The sequence below is a fragment of the Faecalibacillus intestinalis genome (genome assembly GCF_003024685.1).
GTDB lineage: Bacteria > Bacillota_I > Bacilli_A > Erysipelotrichales > Coprobacillaceae > Faecalibacillus > Faecalibacillus intestinalis.
Map to the genome: position 1 here is coordinate 139487 of NZ_PYLQ01000004.1, position 17982 is coordinate 157468.

The 17982-nt window shown below is 30.2% G+C and carries 17 protein-coding genes and 2 other annotated features; all 17 genes read right to left on the reverse strand.

Features of this window, described 5'->3' with window-relative positions; translation table 11 throughout:
- Window positions 1-35: 35 nt before the first annotated feature.
- The 17 genes from C7U54_RS04825 to C7U54_RS04905 all read right to left on the reverse strand — a co-directional run bounded on the left by C7U54_RS04825 (window position 36) and on the right by C7U54_RS04905 (window position 17973).
- Window positions 36-569: a 2'-5' RNA ligase family protein gene (locus C7U54_RS04825; RefSeq protein ID WP_107029474.1), complete on the reverse strand. Its 534-nt coding sequence runs from the start codon at window positions 567-569 to the stop codon at window positions 36-38.
- Window positions 559-1416 carry a YitT family protein gene (locus C7U54_RS04830; protein WP_107029475.1) on the reverse strand — a complete coding sequence of 286 codons (858 nt, stop codon included), beginning with the start codon at window positions 1414-1416 and terminating at the stop codon, window positions 559-561. Before C7U54_RS04830 ends, C7U54_RS04825 begins: the two co-directional genes overlap by 11 nt.
- 100 nt (window positions 1417-1516) lie before the next feature.
- The gene (locus tag C7U54_RS04835) at window positions 1517-1774 is read right to left on the reverse strand and encodes a DUF1294 domain-containing protein (protein ID WP_227408373.1); all 258 of its coding nucleotides are present in this window, start codon (window positions 1772-1774) and stop codon (window positions 1517-1519) included.
- Window positions 1774-2049: a helix-turn-helix domain-containing protein gene (locus tag C7U54_RS04840; RefSeq protein WP_022001476.1), complete on the reverse strand. Its 276-nt coding sequence runs from the start codon at window positions 2047-2049 to the stop codon at window positions 1774-1776. Before C7U54_RS04840 ends, C7U54_RS04835 begins: the two co-directional genes overlap by 1 nt.
- Window positions 2050-2061: 12 nt before the next feature.
- Window positions 2062-2859: a YihY/virulence factor BrkB family protein gene (locus C7U54_RS04845; protein ID WP_107029477.1), complete on the reverse strand. Its 798-nt coding sequence runs from the start codon at window positions 2857-2859 to the stop codon at window positions 2062-2064.
- A gap of 62 nt (window positions 2860-2921) precedes the next feature.
- Window positions 2922-4154, reverse strand: a complete 1233-nt coding sequence (gene tyrS / locus C7U54_RS04850) for a tyrosine--tRNA ligase (protein WP_107029478.1) — start codon at window positions 4152-4154, stop codon at window positions 2922-2924.
- Between the two features lie 31 nt (window positions 4155-4185).
- Window positions 4186-4383, reverse strand: a binding site (T-box leader).
- A 62-nt stretch (window positions 4384-4445) separates the two neighbouring features.
- The gene (locus C7U54_RS04855; protein WP_107029479.1) at window positions 4446-5450 is read right to left on the reverse strand and encodes a LacI family DNA-binding transcriptional regulator; all 1005 of its coding nucleotides are present in this window, start codon (window positions 5448-5450) and stop codon (window positions 4446-4448) included.
- On the reverse strand, window positions 5450-5926 hold the full coding sequence (locus C7U54_RS04860) for a YtxH domain-containing protein (RefSeq protein WP_107029480.1): 477 nt from the start codon (window positions 5924-5926) through the stop codon (window positions 5450-5452). Before C7U54_RS04860 ends, C7U54_RS04855 begins: the two co-directional genes overlap by 1 nt.
- 14 nt (window positions 5927-5940) lie before the next feature.
- The gene (locus C7U54_RS04865) at window positions 5941-6228 is read right to left on the reverse strand and encodes a DUF948 domain-containing protein (RefSeq protein ID WP_022001471.1); all 288 of its coding nucleotides are present in this window, start codon (window positions 6226-6228) and stop codon (window positions 5941-5943) included.
- A 47-nt stretch (window positions 6229-6275) separates the two neighbouring features.
- On the reverse strand, window positions 6276-7586 hold the full coding sequence (locus tag C7U54_RS04870; protein ID WP_032090134.1) for a UDP-N-acetylmuramate--L-alanine ligase: 1311 nt from the start codon (window positions 7584-7586) through the stop codon (window positions 6276-6278).
- A gap of 110 nt (window positions 7587-7696) precedes the next feature.
- Window positions 7697-8032, reverse strand: a complete 336-nt coding sequence (locus tag C7U54_RS04875) for a type II toxin-antitoxin system PemK/MazF family toxin (RefSeq protein WP_022001469.1) — start codon at window positions 8030-8032, stop codon at window positions 7697-7699.
- A gap of 146 nt (window positions 8033-8178) precedes the next feature.
- Window positions 8179-9246 (reverse strand): M24 family metallopeptidase, encoded by a 1068-nt coding sequence (locus C7U54_RS04880; protein ID WP_107029481.1) that lies wholly within the window; start codon window positions 9244-9246, stop codon window positions 8179-8181.
- The gene (gene aspS, locus C7U54_RS04885) at window positions 9239-10990 is read right to left on the reverse strand and encodes an aspartate--tRNA ligase (RefSeq protein ID WP_022001467.1); all 1752 of its coding nucleotides are present in this window, start codon (window positions 10988-10990) and stop codon (window positions 9239-9241) included. Before aspS ends, C7U54_RS04880 begins: the two co-directional genes overlap by 8 nt.
- Entirely contained in the window at window positions 10983-12266 is a 1284-nt protein-coding gene (hisS, locus tag C7U54_RS04890) for a histidine--tRNA ligase (protein ID WP_022001466.1), read from the reverse strand. Before hisS ends, aspS begins: the two co-directional genes overlap by 8 nt.
- Window positions 12267-12299: 33 nt before the next feature.
- Window positions 12300-12486, reverse strand: a binding site (T-box leader).
- A gap of 93 nt (window positions 12487-12579) precedes the next feature.
- A complete protein-coding gene (locus tag C7U54_RS04895) occupies window positions 12580-12837 on the reverse strand; it encodes a hypothetical protein (RefSeq protein ID WP_022001465.1) in 258 nt (85 codons plus the stop codon).
- The gene (purB, locus tag C7U54_RS04900; RefSeq protein ID WP_022001464.1) at window positions 12837-14216 is read right to left on the reverse strand and encodes an adenylosuccinate lyase; all 1380 of its coding nucleotides are present in this window, start codon (window positions 14214-14216) and stop codon (window positions 12837-12839) included. Before purB ends, C7U54_RS04895 begins: the two co-directional genes overlap by 1 nt.
- Before the next feature lies 1 nt (window position 14217).
- Window positions 14218-17973, reverse strand: coding sequence for a phosphoribosylformylglycinamidine synthase (locus C7U54_RS04905; RefSeq protein WP_107029482.1), 3756 nt, complete (start codon window positions 17971-17973; stop codon window positions 14218-14220).
- Window positions 17974-17982: the final 9 nt, after the last annotated feature.

The window sequence follows — 17982 nt, forward strand, 5'->3', positions numbered from 1 at the left end:
GCTTCTTTTATAGTTTATATCATGCTTAACAAGCATCATAAATCCCAGATCTTTATTTCTTGATACGGATTTGTCTTTGCTAAAACAATCTTAATAACTTTTCCATGAAAAGGTTCAAAATAATGATTTAATATTTTAAATGCTTGATTAGTTTGTTGTTCATTTAACTTTCTGCTTATAGAAACATGGGGTACAAAATGATACGGTAAATAGCGATTCTTTTGTGAAATGGAAACATTTTCATCAAAAGTATGATGTACTTTTAAAATCAACTGATTTAAAAACTCATTATAAACAGGTAATAAATAGAGCGTTGATTTTTGAAAACACCCTATTGAAACAAAATAAAGTTCTTGCTTCTTTCCTTTTGTAAAAAGCTCATTTGCCAATTCAATAAATTTATCTTCCTTTATTTCTTTATAAGTCGCAACAGTGAGATGAAAAGGAATATGATGTTTTTCTAAATAATTTTGATGAAGTTCTTTTTCAATCTGTTTACTTAGAAAAGATAATTTTTGATTTGTTTTTTCATCAAAATACAAAGATAAATGATACATCTTATTTTTCAATATATTCCTTTTCTAAGTTAAATCCTCTTCCTTGAACTTCATGAACATTTGAGATAATCATAAACGCATCTTCATCAATAGATTTTACAAGTCTTTCAACTTGAACAAGTTCTCTTGTCGAAATAACATTAATTAAAACTTCTGTATTTTCTAATAAGTAGCCTGTTTGTCCATGAAGCATTGTTACTCCACGATCAACGTTCGTTAAAATAGCCTTTCTAATTTCTTCATATTTCGAAGAAATAATTTTAACTTCGATTTTTTGAGCACCCATTACTAAAATCTTATCAATAACCATTGTATAAATAAAAATTAATACAATCCCATACAGACATTGTCTAATATCAGAAAAACCAAATTGTACTAACACAATTAGTGTATCAAAAACATACATTGAAATAGAAACAGGAATTTTAAATAATTTATTTAAAATAAGGGGTGGTATATCCATACCTCCTGTTGAAGCACCTGCTTTAATAACAATAGCAATAGCAACCCCAACTAAAACACCTGCAAAAAGTGTGTTAATTAAAATATCATCGGTTAAATAAAAACCTTGAAAAGAAAATTCAAACACACCTAAAATAAATGGATAATAAAATGTTGAAATAAGTGTTTGTAAAGCAAATTTCTTTCCTAAAATAAGTGCACCAATAATAAAAACAATAAAATTAAAAATAAAAGTAAATATTGAAATAGGTAAATGAAAATAATGATTTAAAAATAAAGAAATACCTGTTGTACCTCCACTTAATAAATGCCCTGGAACAATAAATAAAATAACAGCAAGTGCAAGTAACGTATTTCCAAGTAATATACTGATAATATCTTTTTTATTTGTTTTCATAAATTCCTCCATAAAAAAACCACACTGTTTTTTTCCCCAACAATGTGGATCAAAGCATTCGCTTAATACGTTTGTATTATAGCATATACAAAATTCTTGTCTAGAATTTTGTATAAAAATAAAAACAATAAATCAAGATTTGTATAAATAAAATCAACGGCATACCTATATAAAATTTCACATGTTTCGTTTTATGATGAAAACAATACATACCTAAATAGCTTCCTAAACTTCCACCCATCAAAGCCACAAAAAGCAAAGTATTTTCAGAAATACGATATTTTTGTTTTTTTGCTTTTGCTTTATCAAGACTCATTGTCAAAAAGCCTAATACATTTATTATTACTAAATAAATCATTAACAATCTCCTAATGAATACTGACATATTGTTTCTTTGATTACATAATAATTCATTTGTGTAACAACTAAATCATCTAGCGTACAATGAAACAAATAACTTAAAGCACATAAATGTTCTAAATTAGGTAATGACTTTCCTTTTAGCCATTTATAAACACTTTGTTTACAAGAAAGTCCTAGATAAGTCTGAATATCTTGAACACAATAGCCACCTTGATTCATATACTTTTGTATTTGTTTGCCTGTTTTTTCAAAATTGATATAAGGATACATTACTTTTCTCCTTTATAATTTTTTTATTAATCTTCGAATATGACATTCAAAAATAACATACATACCAAAATAAATAGCTTCTGAACATACAGCAATCGAAAACATCAACATAACCAACGCCGCTAACGGACCATAAACGTTGCTATAATCAACAATAGAAAAATAAATAGATAAAATACCTATAATCAATTCAATCAATAATGTTGCAACGACTGTTCCTTTAATTGTATCTAAAAATTCTACATTTTGATCAGGAATAATTTTATATAATAAAAATAAAATAACAAAAATAATGATAAATAAGAATAAAACTCTTGTTATAAAATTATGTTGATCAATAAAGATAATCTTAAAAATCGGAAAAATAATCAATAAAGAAATCACTGCAAGTATTAAAATAAAGATAAGAATGGTTTTTAAAAAAGTAATTCCTTGATCAATGAAAAATGGATATTCTTTATCATTAGGAAACATATTTTTAGAAATACGATGTAACTGATAAAAACCTCTACTTACAACAAAGATAGACGCTATTAAAGTTGTTATAGTTGTTATTGATAAAGAACGTGGTTTTATCAGTTGAATAACCATTTTTGTCACATCCGGTCTTAAATAATATGATAAAATTTCTTGTGCTGTTTTAATATCTAAAGGAAAAAACGGTGTAAAAAAAGCTAATAATGTACATATTGGGATAATTGAAAGTATCATATAATAAGCAAAAGACAAAGCAGATGCAGGTGGTACTTTATAGCGGTAATCTAAATAATATCCATATATAAAATTAAAAATACTTCTTAATTTTTCCATAGCCGTCCCTCCTTATTAGATAGTATACCATATTCTTTATGAAAAAAAGCTCCTAAGAGCTTTTATCCATTATATTTTAATACAAAATAATTTTTCTTTCCTCGACGAATAACTGTTTTGCTTTGTCCAAAAGCATCTTCTTTTTTAACAGTAAATTCTAAATCTTTAATACGTTCACCATTGATTAAAACAGATCCCCCATTAACAAATTCTCTCGCTTCTCTTTTACTTTTAGCAGCTCCAACTAAAATTAAAACGTCTAAAATATTCATTTCATTTTCTTCAGTTTCAACTGTTGGTACACCTTCAAAAGCAACATCAACTTGTTCTAAAGTTAAATTTTGAATTTGACCAAAGAATAATGTTTGTGAAACTTGAACTGCTTCTTCATAAGCTTCTTTACCATGTAAGAATGTAATAACTTCTCTAGCTAAAGCTTTATGTGCTTCTCTTAAATGAGGTTGTGTTTTATTTTTTTCTTCTAATTCCATAATTTCTTCTGGTGTTAAGAAAGTTAAGAATTTTAAGTAATCAATAACTTTATCATCTTCTGAATTAATAAAGAATTGATACATTTCATAAGGAGAAGTTTTTTCTCGATCTAACCAAATCGCTTTACCATTTGTTTTACCAAATTTTGTTCCATCACTTTTAGTTAAAAGTGGCATTGTAAAACCATAGGCTTCTTTTCCAGTTTTTTTTCTAATTAATTCAATACCAGCAGTAATATTTCCCCATTGGTCTTGCCCAGCAACTTGTAATTGACAATTTTTATTTTCATGTAACCAGTAGAAATCCATTGCTTGCATGATCATATAAGAAAATTCAGTATAAGTAATACCTAAATCTAATCTTCTTTTTACAATGTCTTTATTCAACATATAATTGACATTGAAATATTTACCATAATCTCTTAAAAAGTCAATAAAGTTTAAATCTTTTGACCAATCATAGTTATTAACCACTTCAAAACCAAAAATCTTTTGAGCTTGTGCTTTTAAACAGTCAAAGTTATGTTGAACTTGTTCCTTTGTAATCATTGGTCTTTCTGTATCAGGTTTAGGATCACCAATTAATCCTGTTGCTCCTCCAACTAATAAAATTGGATTATGCCCGGCATCTTTTAATCTTTTACTAATTAAAAATGATGAAAAGTGCCCAATGTGCAAACTATCTCCTGTTGGATCAGTTCCAATATAGAAAGTTAATCCTCCATTATTTAATTTTTCTTCAATTTCTGGAGAACTAACATCTTTAATTAATCCTCTCCAAACTAATTCATCATAAATCTTCATAATTTCCTCCTTAAAATAAAAAACTCATTCCCATAGGAACGAGTTGATCGCGGTACCATCCTAAATTCATGTCAAAGACATACACTCAAGTAGATAACGGCTTTCACCGTCTAAGCTTTGCACTTAGAAGCTCCAGAGTGTATTCATATTACCTCTTGGCTTGTTTCCACCAACCACAAGCTCTCTATAACAATTAAGTAATATTACTTGTCTCCTTCATTGCTGTAAATACATCATATTAAATTTCATATTCAAAGTCAAGTGAATATAAAAATAAACCACTTTCGTGGTTTATTGAATAGTTGATTTACGATAAATATTTGTATAGCCTACGCACACTTCTTTTGTTTCTAATTCTTCTTGATTTAAAATTTTAGTAAGTAAACGTACAGCCAACGCACCCATATCATAAATTGGAAGATGAATCGTTGATAGTGATGGTCTACAAATAAGTGAGTAGCTTGTATCCATCATAGCCATAACTTCCATATCATCTGGAATGTTTATGTTATTATCGATTGCTGCATTAACAACTGCAACCCCTTCTTTATCATAACTTGCAAAAACTAAATCATGTTTATGATTTCTAAAATGTTCAACAAATTGTGTATAGCTCTCTTCATAGTGAGTAGAAGTATTAATAACCTGTGTTGACTCATCAAATGGTAATTGATGATCTTGATAAGCTTTTTTCATTCCTTCAATCAAATCGACTGTACGAATAAGATTTTGTTGAGGACTTACAAAAATAATATCATTTTTACCTTTTTCTAAATAATTATTAACAATATCATATGTAATCTTTTGTGCATCAACATAAACAGAACCTATCGATTCATCACTTACTTGCATTCCAATAACAACTGCCGGAATACTATGTTTTTTAACAAGTTCAATTTGTTGATCAATATTATCGTTATTAAATAATATAACTCCATCGGCTCTTGTGCGAATGACTTTTTCCATAACGTCGTCCATTGGACCATTTCCAATATCATCTGTTGTATAAATCGTAATATTGTAATCCAATGTTCTACCAGCATCACCAATACCACCAATCATATCTTTTACATGAGCAAATAATGATTGTGGGAAGATAATTGCAATAGTTGTAGTTTTGTTTGTCGCAAGACCTCGAGCAATTTGATTAGGTTTGAAGTTTAGTTCATCAATAACCTTCATTACCTTTTCTTTAGTTTTTTCACGAACAACTGATGATCCATTAATAACACGAGATACAGTTGCAAGAGAAACACCTGCTTCTCTTGCAACATCATAAATCGTTGCTTTTTTCATTAGTCTTTTAAATCATCGATAATGACATTTAAATCATCTTCAATGTCATTAATTTCGTCTTCTAAATCAGAAAAATCATCAAATTCTTGTTCGCTCATTTTTTCTTTAACATCATTAATTTTATCATTCACTTGGACAATAACATTATCAACTTGATCTTTTAACTTAGAATATTGGTCGCTATCTTGTAATTTTGTTACAACATCATCAAATTTATCTTTTAATTCATTTAATTTCGCTAAAGAACTATCTTTAAAGTCATCAACATCAAATTCATCAACTGTTTTTTTAATACTATCAATTGTTTCACTAATTAATTTTTGATAGTCTTCAACTGTCATTTCTTTAGCACTATCAAGAGTTTCTTTTCCTTTATCTTTTAATTCTTCTCTTAACTCGCTTCCTTTTTTTGGTGCCAATAACATCCCAACAAGAGCACCAATTCCTAAAGTTGTTAAAAATCTTCCTAATTTCATATTATCTCACCTTTCTATTTTTTCTTAATAAAGCTCATCATCATTTTCAATGGATTAAACTTTGGTCTTTGAGGATCAAAGAACTTTGCAACTGTTTCTACAGGCGCATTTAATAAGTCTAATTTGTAATTGACATCATCTAAGACTTTATCAACTCTTTTCAATGTATCTTGTGCCATTTCAACAGTATCCCCTGTTTGTTTAATCGCTGTTGATGTACGAATAAACAACACCCCTAAAGCAACTAAACAAAATGCACCTGCTAAAATTAAAACACAGTAACAAATGTCCATTGTTGTCATAAACATCCCTCTACTTTCTTCAATAATTGTACCACAATTTACTCTTTTTATATAGATTTTTTAGCTTCAATCAACATTTCTTCAAATTTATAAATATCTTTACTACTCATAAATAAGAACACACAGTTATCATATTGCATTAATTCTTTAACACCTGCTTCATCTTCAGTAATGACTTTAGCACGTGCACTATTTTTTGAAATATCATAGATATCAATATCAATACCGTCTTCATGTTTTGCATTTTCTGGGAATGGACAGAAATATGGGTAATCTGCTTTATCCATTTCTTGAGCAAATTCTTTAGCAAAACGCGCTCCCCTTGAAAAACGATCTGGTTGGAAAATGGCAACGATTTTCTTACCTGGATATCTCACTCTTGTTGCTTCAATAACATATCTGATTGCAGTTGGATGATGTGCATAATCGTCAACAAAAACATTGTTTCCTTGAGTTTTTACAGTATAACGACGTTTTGTTCCTTTGAATGTTTGAAGTTTACTTAAAATATAGTCATAAGACATATCTTCTAAATAACCAAGAGTAATAATAGCTAATGAATTATATAACATATGCATTCCAAATAATGGTATGTTAAAATGTCCAAATAATTCTTGATGAATATAAACATCAAATGATAATCCTTGTGGTGTTTCTAAAACATTAACAGCGCGAACATCATTATTTTCACCTAAACCAAATCTTAAAACATGTTTTTCAAAATGAATTTTCTTAATGTTAGGGTCATCTCCCCAAACAATAACTGTTTTCTTAACTTGTTTAGCAAATTGTTCAAAAGATTGAATATATCTTTCAAGATTTCCAAAATAATCAACATGGTCTAATTCAATGTTATTAATAATGGCATAATCTGGATGATAATGTAAGAAATGATCTTGGAATTCACACGTTTCTGAAATAAAATATTTACTTCCTACTTGTCCATGTCCAGTTCCATCACCAATTAAAACAGATGTTTTATCAAAATCTTCAAATAAATGGTAAGCCATACCTGTTGTTGTTGTTTTTCCATGTGTTCCTGCAACAGCAATAGAAACATAATGTTCCATAAAATCAGCTAAGAAATCATAATATCTTGTACACTTTACATTTGGGTTTTCTAAAGCTGCTTTGACTTCTTCATTGGATTCATCAAAAGCATTACCAATAATTACGTGATAACCATCCTTTATATTATCTTTATTGAATGAATAAATTGGAATATTTCTTTTTCTCAATTCATCTTCAATAAATATATATTTATCAATATCACTTCCAGCAACTTCGTTCCCTAATTCATATAAAATTGTTGCTAGTGGAGCCATTCCTGACCCTTTAATTCCTATAAAATAATACATACTTGTCACCTCGTTAACTATTCTATCACAAATTGATTTCTTTTTCTTTGTTAAGAGTATATTTTTTAAAAAAAACGAGCAAAGCCCGTTTTGAAACATTCTATGTAAGTTTAAACCCCTAAACTAATACGAATACATTTATTAATACGTTCCATTTCTAATGGCGTTAATTCCCCTATTTTTCTAATCAACCGTGATTTATCAATGGTCCTCATTTGTTCAAGCAAGGCAATTGAATTTTCTTTTAAATCATCTCTTGATTTAATAAATGTATGGGTAGGAATATTTTTCTTTTTAGATGATGTCAAAGGTGAAATAATAATAGTTGTACTAAATCGATTCCCACTATCATTTTGAATAACAACAACAGGTCGAATTCCAGATTGTTCACTTCCTACACCTACACTCAAATCAGCATAAAACAAATCTCCTCTTTTTACTTCCATATAATTCATCCTTTCTTTTGATATTATTATATAATTTCTTGTTGACAAAATTTGTCTATTTAAAGAGGCTTTAAAAATATTTTTTCACTTTAAAAGTTTACTCATTTTTTTCTTTTTTATACAAAAAAACGAGCACAAGCTCGTTTTTAAATAATATAAATATCTTTTGTAAATGAATTTAAAACCTGACATCCATCTTTTGTCACCATAACTAGATCTTCTACACGTACTCCAAAATTTCCTTCTAAATAAATACCTGGTTCAATTGAAAAAATCATTCCTTCCTCAACTTCCATTTCATTTACCGAAGAGACATCTCCATATTCATGAACATCTCGACCAATAAAATGTCCTAAACGATGTGTAAAATATTTTCCATAGCCTTCATCACTGATGACTTTTCTTGCACACTTATCAATATCTGATAATTTAACTCCTGGTTTGATCATTGCTTCTGCAGCTTCATTTGCTTTTTTTACAATTTCATAAACTTTAATTTCTTCTTCCAAAATACCTTCATAAAAGAATGTACGTGTCATATCAGAACAATACCCTTTATAAACACATCCCATGTCAATCAGTACACAATCACCTTTTCTAAGTGGTGTATCATCATTTTCATGATGTGGATCAGCAGCATTTTTACCAAATGCAACAATCGCACCATAACAAGTAGAATGATGATTGAAAAATAATTCATCTAATTTTTTAGCAAGTTGTTTTTCTGTCACGCCTTCTTGAACGAATGGAATGATTTCTTCCATAACAGCATCATTGATTTTACTTGATTCAATCATTAAAACTTGTTCTTGTAAATCTTTTTTCATGCGTACGAGATCAACACATGGTGAAGCATTGATATATTTTGCATCTGGGAGTTTTTTCATAAGATCTAACAAGAAATGTGAGGCCCAATTTTTATCAATTCCAATTCTTCCTGGAAAATGCATTTCATCAACAATTGTTTGAATAGCATCTTGTCCATCTTTATGCCAAACAATGTTAACATCTAAATCATGATCCAAATAAAATAAATCATTCATGAATAAGGTATGATTTCCATGTTTTGAAATCATGAAAACAAACATTCTTTCATGCGGATCATTATAGTATCCTGTACAATAAGCAATTGATTGAGGATCACTTATTAAAAAATAATCCAATCTTGCTTCTTCCATTAAATCAAGTATTTCTTGTATACGATCGTTATTCATCTTTTAAAACTCCAATACCTAATTCTTTTAATTGATCTTCTTCTACACTGTTTGGTGCTTTAGACATTGGACATGTTGCACTGGCATTTTTAGGGAAAGCAATAACGTCTCTAATAGAATCACTTTCAGTAAGTAACATGGCAAGACGATCTAATCCTAAAGCAAATCCTCCATGTGGTGGTGTCCCATATTTTAATGCATCAACAAACCAACCAAATTTATTTCTTACTTGTTCATCTGTTAAACTTAAAGCTTTGAAAGCTCTTTGTTGTAAGTCTTGTTCGTAAATACGTTGAGACCCTCCACCAAGCTCAAAACCATTTAAGACAATATCATAGGCATCAGCAAGACAATTTGCTGGATCTGTATCTATTTTATCTAAATCTGATTCTTTAGGTCTTGTAAATGGGTGATGCATTGCATAATATCTTTGAGTTTCATCATCATATTCAAACATTGGAAAATCAACAACCCATAATAATCCTAATTCTTTTGAATCATATAAATTCAATTCTTTTCCTAAATGATTACGTAAAGCAGCTAAAGCATCACAAACAACCATATATTTTGTATCCGATACAAATAATAATAAGTCGTTATCTTCACCATTCATTGCTTCAATTAATCTTTGCATTTGTTCTTCGCTAAAGAATTTAGCAATTGGTCCTTCACCTACACCATTATTTACTTTTAACCAAGCAAGACCTTTTGCTTTATAAGTTTTTGCAAGTTCAGTTAATTGATCAATTTTCTTTCTTGAATAATCACTTGCATGATTTTTAACATTAATCCCTTTAACATATCCATTATTTTCTAAAGCTGATTTAAATACCATAAAATCAACATCTTTAACAACTTCATTTAAATTAACAAGTTTCATATCAAAACGGATATCTGGTTTATCAATACCGTAAGTTTCCATCGCTTCATGCCAAGTCATACGTGGAAGTGGTAATTTAACATCAACACCTTTTACATCTTTAATGACTTTAGCTACCATATTTTCACCAACTTCGATGATTTCATCTGTTGTCATAAATGACATTTCAACATCGACTTGAGTAAATTCTGGTTGACGATCCGCTCTTAAATCTTCATCTCTGAAACAACGAGCAATTTGGTAATATTTTTCAAAACCAGCAACCATTAATAATTGTTTAAATAATTGAGGCGATTGTGGTAAAGCATAGAAATCACCATGATGTACACGTGAAGGTACTAAGAAATCTCTTGCTCCTTCAGGAGTTGATCTGTTTAAATAAGGTGTTTCAATATCCACAAAATCATGACTATCTAAGTATTCTCTAATACTTCTTGTAATTTTATGTCTTGTTAGAATTTTATTTTGCATAACAGGTCTTCTTAAATCAAGATAACGATATTGCATTCTTGTTTCTTCTAAAGCATCTGTATCATCTGCAACAATAATTGGTGTCGTATTGGCTGTATTGATGATTTTGATTTCTGATGCATCGACTTCAATATCCCCTGTAGGCATATTTGGATTTTTGCTAGAACGTTCTACAACAGTTCCTTTAACATATAAAATATATTCATTTTTAATATCTTTTGAAATGTTTTCCATTTCTTCATTGATAATAATTTGTGTAATTCCATAACGGTCTCTTAAATCAATAAATACAAGAGCTCCTAAATTTCTCTTTTTAGCAACCCATCCTTTTAGTTCAACTGTTTGTCCAACATTTTCTAAACGAAGTTCACCGTTATTATGTGTTCTATTCATGTTCATGTCCCCCACTTAAATGATTTTCAATATGTGCCAAAATATTTTCTAATGGCACAACTTCTTGTTCTTTATCATGATTACATTTAATATTAACCACTTCATTTTTTACTTCTTCTTCCCCTAAAATAATAGAGAAATGTGCATTAAAACGATCTGCTGATTTAAATTGTCCTTTTAAGCCACGAGATACATGATCCATTTCACATGTAAAGCCATTTGCTCTTAACATCGCAATAATTTGCATAGCAAGATCTTTTGCTTCTTCGCCTAAAGGCATAATATAACAATCTAAACCATCTTCGTCTTCATCTTCTTCATCATCTAAAGCAAGAAGAAGTCTTTCCATACCAAAGGCAAAACCAACACCTGGTGTTGCTGGTCCACCAATTTCTTCAATTAAACCATTGTAGCGTCCGCCACCACCAACAGTAGCTCCCGCACCTAATTTTGGATCATCAGAAATAATTTCAAAAACAGTATGAGAATAATAATCTAATCCTCTTACTAAGTTTGTATCGATGACATAATCAATTTCTAAATCATCTAATAAAGTACATACTTTATCAAAATGATTTTTAGCACTTTCGCTTAAATAATCAATTGTTTTCGGTGCTGTTTTCATAGCTGGATGTTTCGCATCCACTTTGCAATCTAAAATACGTAAAGGATTCTTTTCAAAACGTGCTTTACAATCTCCACATAATTCATCTAAATGATCCCTAAAATGATCTTTTAAAGCTTCACGATAAGCATCTCTTGATTCATTATCACCTAAAGAGTTGATATGAAGTGTGACATTTTGAAGTCCTAATGCTTCAACAACAGTCACTGCCATAAGCATACATTCAACATCTACATAAGGTGATTCAACACCTAACATTTCTACCCCAAATTGGTGGAATTGTCTTTGTCGACCATTTTGAGGTCTTTCATATCTAAACATTGGTCCCATATAATAAACTTTTTGTAGTTTTTCTGGTAAACCATACATTTTATTTTCTACATAAGCTCTTGCAATACCAGAAGTTCCTTCTGGTCTAAGGGAAATATATCTTCCTTTTTTATCTTGGAAAGTATACATTTCTTTAGAAACGACATCACTTGTATCCCCCACAGCTCTGTTAAATAATTCAGCATGTTCAAAAATTGGTGTTCTCATTTCTTTAACATTATAATTAGCAGCAATTGTTCTTAACAATTGTTCTAATTTAATCCATTTTTCACTTTGTCCAGGTAAAATATCTACCGTACCTCTTGGTGCACTATATCCCATTATTTTTCCTCCTTAAAAATATAAAAACGCCCCTCTAAGGACGTTTCAACGCGGTACCACCTTAATTCGTATTTTCATACGCACTTTCATCTTAACGCGATTAACGATTACTCTTTTCAAGTAATTCCTCACAAGTGTCCCATAGCTTCCATACAAAGATTTTCACCAGCCATCTTCTCTCTAACTATTTCCACTATTTAATCTTGCTCAATGGATTACAAAGATTATATAAAATAATGACTAAAAAATCAATTCCTATTTCTAGCATCTATAGTATACCACGTTTTTTAATCATTTATGTCTCAAATTTGTCTCATTTTTGTTCCATTTTTGAAAGACGATACTCTTCTACAATAAATTGTGACAGATCTTCTTTTAAACTATGGTTATCATAATAAACAAGACGTGTTTTCTTCTTTCTAGCAATATCATTCAATTTTAAAAGATAACTTTCAACAGGTTTTATTTTTTCATTTTGACTATAAACAACAAGAAGCTGATAGAAATGTTCTACCAGCTTTTTACCAACTTGATCATTATATAAAATATAAATTGCTTGACGATCAATCATTATAAATCAATATCACATAAGTTAGAAGCATATCCAATATAGCTTGCAGGTGTCATATCTAGTAAAGTTTGACGATCTTCATCTGATAAAACATCTAATCCTTTCGCAAATTCCATAATTGCTTCTTGTGAAATATTTTTACCTCTTGTAAGTTCTTTTAATTGATCATAGGCATCAGAAATACCATATTTTCTAAGCATTGTTTGAATTGGTTCAGCAAGAACTTCCCATTTTTCATTTAAGTCAGCCGCAAGTTTATCTTTATTAACAACACATTTAGCTAAACCATTTGTTGTTTCACTAATTGCTTGTAAAGAATATCCAAAAGCTAAACCAATATTTCTTTGACTTGAACTATCTGATAAATCTCTTTGCATACGTGATTTAGGTAATTTATTTGATAAACCAACACAAATATTATTAGACATATCAACATTTGCTTCTGAGTTTTCAAAACGAATTGGATTGACTTTATGAGGCATTGTACTACTTCCTACTTCTCCTTTTACAGGAATTTGTTTGAAGTATTCCATTGAAATGTATAACCACATATCAACATCAAAATCCACTAACACATTATTGAAATGACGAATACCATCTAAAATATGACATGTATAATCATGGCTTTCAATTTGTGTTGTTAAAGGATTGTAAGTTAACCCTAAATATTCTTCTACAAATTTTTTATTAAGAATTTGCCAATCTAATTGAGGGAATGCTGTTAAAATAGCACTATAGTTACCTGTTGCTCCATTAAATTTAGCTTTAATTTTAATATTTTCAATATTTTCAATGCTTGAAGTAAAACGATAAGCATAAACTTTAAATTCCTTACCAATTGTTGTTGGTGTAGCAGGTTGACCATGAGTATGAGCTAACATCGCATCATTTTTATGTTCAACTGCCCATTTATTAATAACAGCAGTAAATTCTTTTGCTTTCTTTAACCAAACATCATTTAAACCATGTTTGATCATACAAGCATAAGATGTATTATTAATATCTTCTGAAGTACATCCAATATGAACAAAACTGATTAAATAATCATAACCCATATCTTTTAATTGATTTCCAATGAAATATTCTACTGCTTTAACATCATGCCTTGTAACAGCTTCAATATCTTTGATTGCTTTAAAAGAATCATAATTGAAATCTTTTGAAATAGCTTCGATTTGTCCTAAGTTATCTTTGTCAAATGTAGAAAGAACATCACTTTCTACATTTTCAATTAAGAATTTTAACCATTGAATTTCAACAAAAACACGATATTTCACTAAAGCATATTCAGAAAAATATTCACCTAAAGCATCTTTAATACCTGCATAACGTCCATCTAAAGGACTTAATGTAAAACATTCAAATTGTTGTTTATCCATTCTATTTACCACCTCTAAAATAATTTACACCAGCTTCAAATAATTTTTGATCCATTTCACCATAAACATTTTTAAAACGGTTTTCGCCTTGACGTTCACTATGTCCCATCTTACCAAGAACACGACCATCACGAGAAACAATACCTTCAATAGCATACATTGAACCATTTGGATTGTATGGTGTTTGCATTGTAACTTTACGATTAGGATCAACATATTGAGAGAATACTTGTCCATTAGCGAATAGTTCATCAATAACTTCTTTAGGAGCAACAAAACGTCCTTCTCCATGAGAAATAGGAATAACATGAACATCTCCCACATTAACATTAGCAAGCCATGGTGATTTAACAGAACCAATACGTGTATCTACAAATTGAGATAAGTGACGACCAATCGTATTGAATGTAAGAGTAGCGTCATTTTCAGACATATCTCTAATTTCACCATATGGAAGTAATCCTAATTTAATAAGTGCTTGGAATCCATTACAAATACCAATCATTAAACCATCTCTATTATCTAATAAATCACTAATTGCTGCTTTTAATCTTGGATTTCTTAAAACTGTTGCAATAAATTTACCTGAACCTTCAGGTTCATCACCAGCAGAGAATCCTCCTGGTAGCATCACAATATTAGCACGTTTGATGGCATTTTCCAATTCATCAATCGATGTTTTTAACATTTCTTCTGTTTTATTTCTAATTAAGACAAGTTCAACCTTAGCCCCTGCTTTTTCAAAAGCACGTTTTGAATCATATTCGCAATTTGTTCCTGGGAACACTGGAATAACAACTAATGGTGTTTCAATATATTGTTTTGCTTTTAAAGTTGATCTTGTTTTACATTCCGCAACTTTAATATCTTGTGTAGGTGCTTTTTCTCTTGTTGGATAAACACTTTCTAATGGTGCTTTATTGATTGCATAAGCTTCTTGAATAGAAATTGTATCCATTCCATAAGAGAATTTTTCACTATCATTTAAAGTAGCCACTACTCTATAATCTAAACCTACTAGATCTTTTTCTGATTTCACTTCAACAATAATATTTCCATAATTCTTTTCAACATAAGAAGCAAGTGAATAATCTGTATTGAAAGCAGCTCCTAAACCATTACCAAAGGACATTTTACAAACAGCTTCAATCACACCACCATCTTTAACTGTATATGCAGAATAAATTTTCTTTTGTTTCATTAAATCTTGGATAGCATTATATTGTTTTTGTAAATGATCAAAATCAAAGACTTTAAATTGATCTTTTTTAATTTGAACTTCTGCTAAAATATGTCCCGCTTCTTTTGCTTCTGGTGTCATAACATCATGAACATCACTTGCTGTAATGGCAAAAGAAACAAGTGTTGGTGGAACCGAAATATTTTCAAATGTTCCTGACATTGAATCTTTACCACCAATTGATGGAAGTTTTAATTCTTGTTGAACACGATTAGCTCCAAGTAAAGCAGCTAATGGTTTACCCCAACGTTTTGGATCATCTAATAATTTTTCAAAATATTCTTGGAATGAAAAACGAATTGTATGATAGTTTCCACCCATGGCAACGATCTTAGCAACACTTTCAACAACGGCATACATTGCTCCATGATATGGTGACCATTTAGAAATCTTAGGATTATACCCATAAGCCATTAAAGAAGCAGTTGTTGTTTCTTTTCCTAAAACAGGAATTAAAGCAGCCATACCTTCTGTTTCTGTGTGATATGTACGTCCACCATAAGGAGATAAAACTGTACCATTTCCAATAGATGAGTCAAATCTTTCAACAAGACCTTTTTGTGAAGCAACAGATAATCTTGATAATACTTCTTTTGTTGTACCAACAAAATCATTTCTTTCTTCTTCATCAAAAGGTGTACTTTCAAAGTTTGGTAACTCAACTTCAATATTTTGATAACGTTTTGCCCCTGCAGCATCTAAGAAATCACGAGAAATATTAACAATATCTTTACCCATGTGCTTCATTACTAAACGATTTGTATCTGTAACAGTTGCCACTTGAACAACTTCTAAGTTTTCTTTTGCACATTCTTCTTTAATGAAATCAACATCATAGTCATTGACAACAATAGCCATACGTTCTTGTGATTCACTAATAGCAAGTTCTGTACCTGTTAAACCATCATATTTTTTCAAAACAGCATCTAAATCAATATCAAGCCCTGGAGCAAGTTCACCAACGGCAACACAAACCCCACCAGCTCCAAAGTCATTACATCTAACAACTTTTTCTGAGACTGCTTTATTTCTAAATAATCTTTGAATTTTTCTTTCTTCTACAGGATTTCCTTTTTGAACTTCAGCACCTGCTGTTTCAATAGATTTTACGTCATGTGATTTTGAAGAACCGGTAGCACCACCAATCCCATCACGTCCTGTGCGTCCCCCAATTAATAAGACGATTTGTCCATTTTGTGGTTCTAAACGTTTTACTTGTTCTTTTGGTGCAGCAGCCACAACAGCTCCTACTTCCATACGTTTAGCGATATAACCTTCATCGTAAATTTCATGAACATAACCTGTTGTTAACCCGATTTGATTACCATAACTTGAAAAACCATGAGCAGCTTCTTGACAAATTTTTCTTTGTGGTAATTTACCTGGCGTTGTTTCTGCCAATGTTTTTCTTGGATCACCTGCTCCAGTAATACGCATTGATTGGTAAACATAAGCACGTCCTGAAAGTGGGTCACGAATAGCTCCACCTAAACATGTTGCAGCTCCCCCAAATGGTTCAATTTCTGTAGGGTGGTTATGTGTTTCATTTTTGAACATTAATAACCATTGTTCATCTCCTTGATTTGTATGAACAGTAATTTCAATAGAACATGCATTAATTTCTTCAGAAACTTCCATATCATCAAGATATCCTTTTTTACGAAGTTCTTTCATTGAAATAGTTGCAAGATCCATTAAAGTAAGAGGTCTTGTTGTATTTACTCCATAAACGGCATGTCTGCTTGTTTTATAGCTTTCAATATCTTTTTCTAAGATTTCTTTAAAAGCACCATTTTGAATATCGATATCTGTAATAACTGTCGCAAATGTTGTATGACGACAATGATCAGACCAATATGTATCTAACACTTTGATTTCTGTTTCAGTAGGATCTCTATGTTCTTCATTTTTAAAGTAATCTTGAGTTACTTTTAAATCATCAAGATTCATAGCCATTCCATTATCTTTTAAGAATTGATTTAATCCTGCTTCATCTAAATCATTAAATCCAGTTAAAGTTGGCACAGGTTTAATATCAGGTGTTTCATCATTTAAATGTTCTGGTTTTTCTAAAGAAGCAATTCTTTGATCAACTGGGTTAATTAAATAATGTTTGATTTGATTTAAAACATCTTCATTTTTATCAATGTCTACTACAATAAGTTTGGCACATCTTACTTTTGTTGAAGATGTTCCTGTTAGAATTTGGAAACATTGTTCGCATGAATCAGCACGTTGATCATATTGACCTGGTAAAAATTCAATTGCGAAAACAGATTCTTTTTCACTCATTGGAAATGTTTCATCATAAACATGATCCACCATTGGTTCAGCAAGAATTGTATTAATTCCTTGTTGTAAGATTTCTTCACTAATTCCTTGTACATCATAACGATGAACAATACGAAGTGAATGAATCGTTAAACCTAATTGTTCAACGAGGTTGGTTTGAATTTCATGCGCTTCTGTTGCGTATTCTTTTCTTTTTTCTACATAAATTCTTCTTACATTTGTCATAGAGTTCTC

Bases quoted from the DNA above. Each gene is read 5' to 3' on its own strand.
- C7U54_RS04830 (WP_107029475.1), bottom strand. From the start codon at position 1,416: ATGAAAACAAATAAAAAAGATATTATCAGTATATTACTTGGAAATACG.
- C7U54_RS04835 (WP_227408373.1), bottom strand. From the start codon at position 1,774: ATGATTTATTTAGTAATAATAAATGTATTAGGCTTTTTGACAATGAGT.
- C7U54_RS04840 (WP_022001476.1), bottom strand. From the start codon at position 2,049: ATGTATCCTTATATCAATTTTGAAAAAACAGGCAAACAAATACAAAAG.
- C7U54_RS04845 (WP_107029477.1), bottom strand. From the start codon at position 2,859: ATGGAAAAATTAAGAAGTATTTTTAATTTTATATATGGATATTATTTA.
- tyrS (WP_107029478.1), bottom strand. From the start codon at position 4,154: ATGAAGATTTATGATGAATTAGTTTGGAGAGGATTAATTAAAGATGTT.
- C7U54_RS04855 (WP_107029479.1), bottom strand. From the start codon at position 5,450: ATGAAAAAAGCAACGATTTATGATGTTGCAAGAGAAGCAGGTGTTTCT.
- C7U54_RS04860 (WP_107029480.1), bottom strand. From the start codon at position 5,926: ATGAAATTAGGAAGATTTTTAACAACTTTAGGAATTGGTGCTCTTGTT.
- C7U54_RS04865 (WP_022001471.1), bottom strand. From the start codon at position 6,228: ATGACAACAATGGACATTTGTTACTGTGTTTTAATTTTAGCAGGTGCA.
- C7U54_RS04870 (WP_032090134.1), bottom strand. From the start codon at position 7,586: ATGTATTATTTTATAGGAATTAAAGGGTCAGGAATGGCTCCACTAGCA.
- C7U54_RS04875 (WP_022001469.1), bottom strand. From the start codon at position 8,032: ATGGAAGTAAAAAGAGGAGATTTGTTTTATGCTGATTTGAGTGTAGGT.
- C7U54_RS04880 (WP_107029481.1), bottom strand. From the start codon at position 9,246: ATGAATAACGATCGTATACAAGAAATACTTGATTTAATGGAAGAAGCA.
- aspS (WP_022001467.1), bottom strand. From the start codon at position 10,990: ATGAATAGAACACATAATAACGGTGAACTTCGTTTAGAAAATGTTGGA.
- hisS (WP_022001466.1), bottom strand. From the start codon at position 12,266: ATGGGATATAGTGCACCAAGAGGTACGGTAGATATTTTACCTGGACAA.
- C7U54_RS04895 (WP_022001465.1), bottom strand. From the start codon at position 12,837: ATGATTGATCGTCAAGCAATTTATATTTTATATAATGATCAAGTTGGT.
- purB (WP_022001464.1), bottom strand. From the start codon at position 14,216: ATGGATAAACAACAATTTGAATGTTTTACATTAAGTCCTTTAGATGGA.
- C7U54_RS04905 (WP_107029482.1), bottom strand. From the start codon at position 17,973: ATGACAAATGTAAGAAGAATTTATGTAGAAAAAAGAAAAGAATACGCA.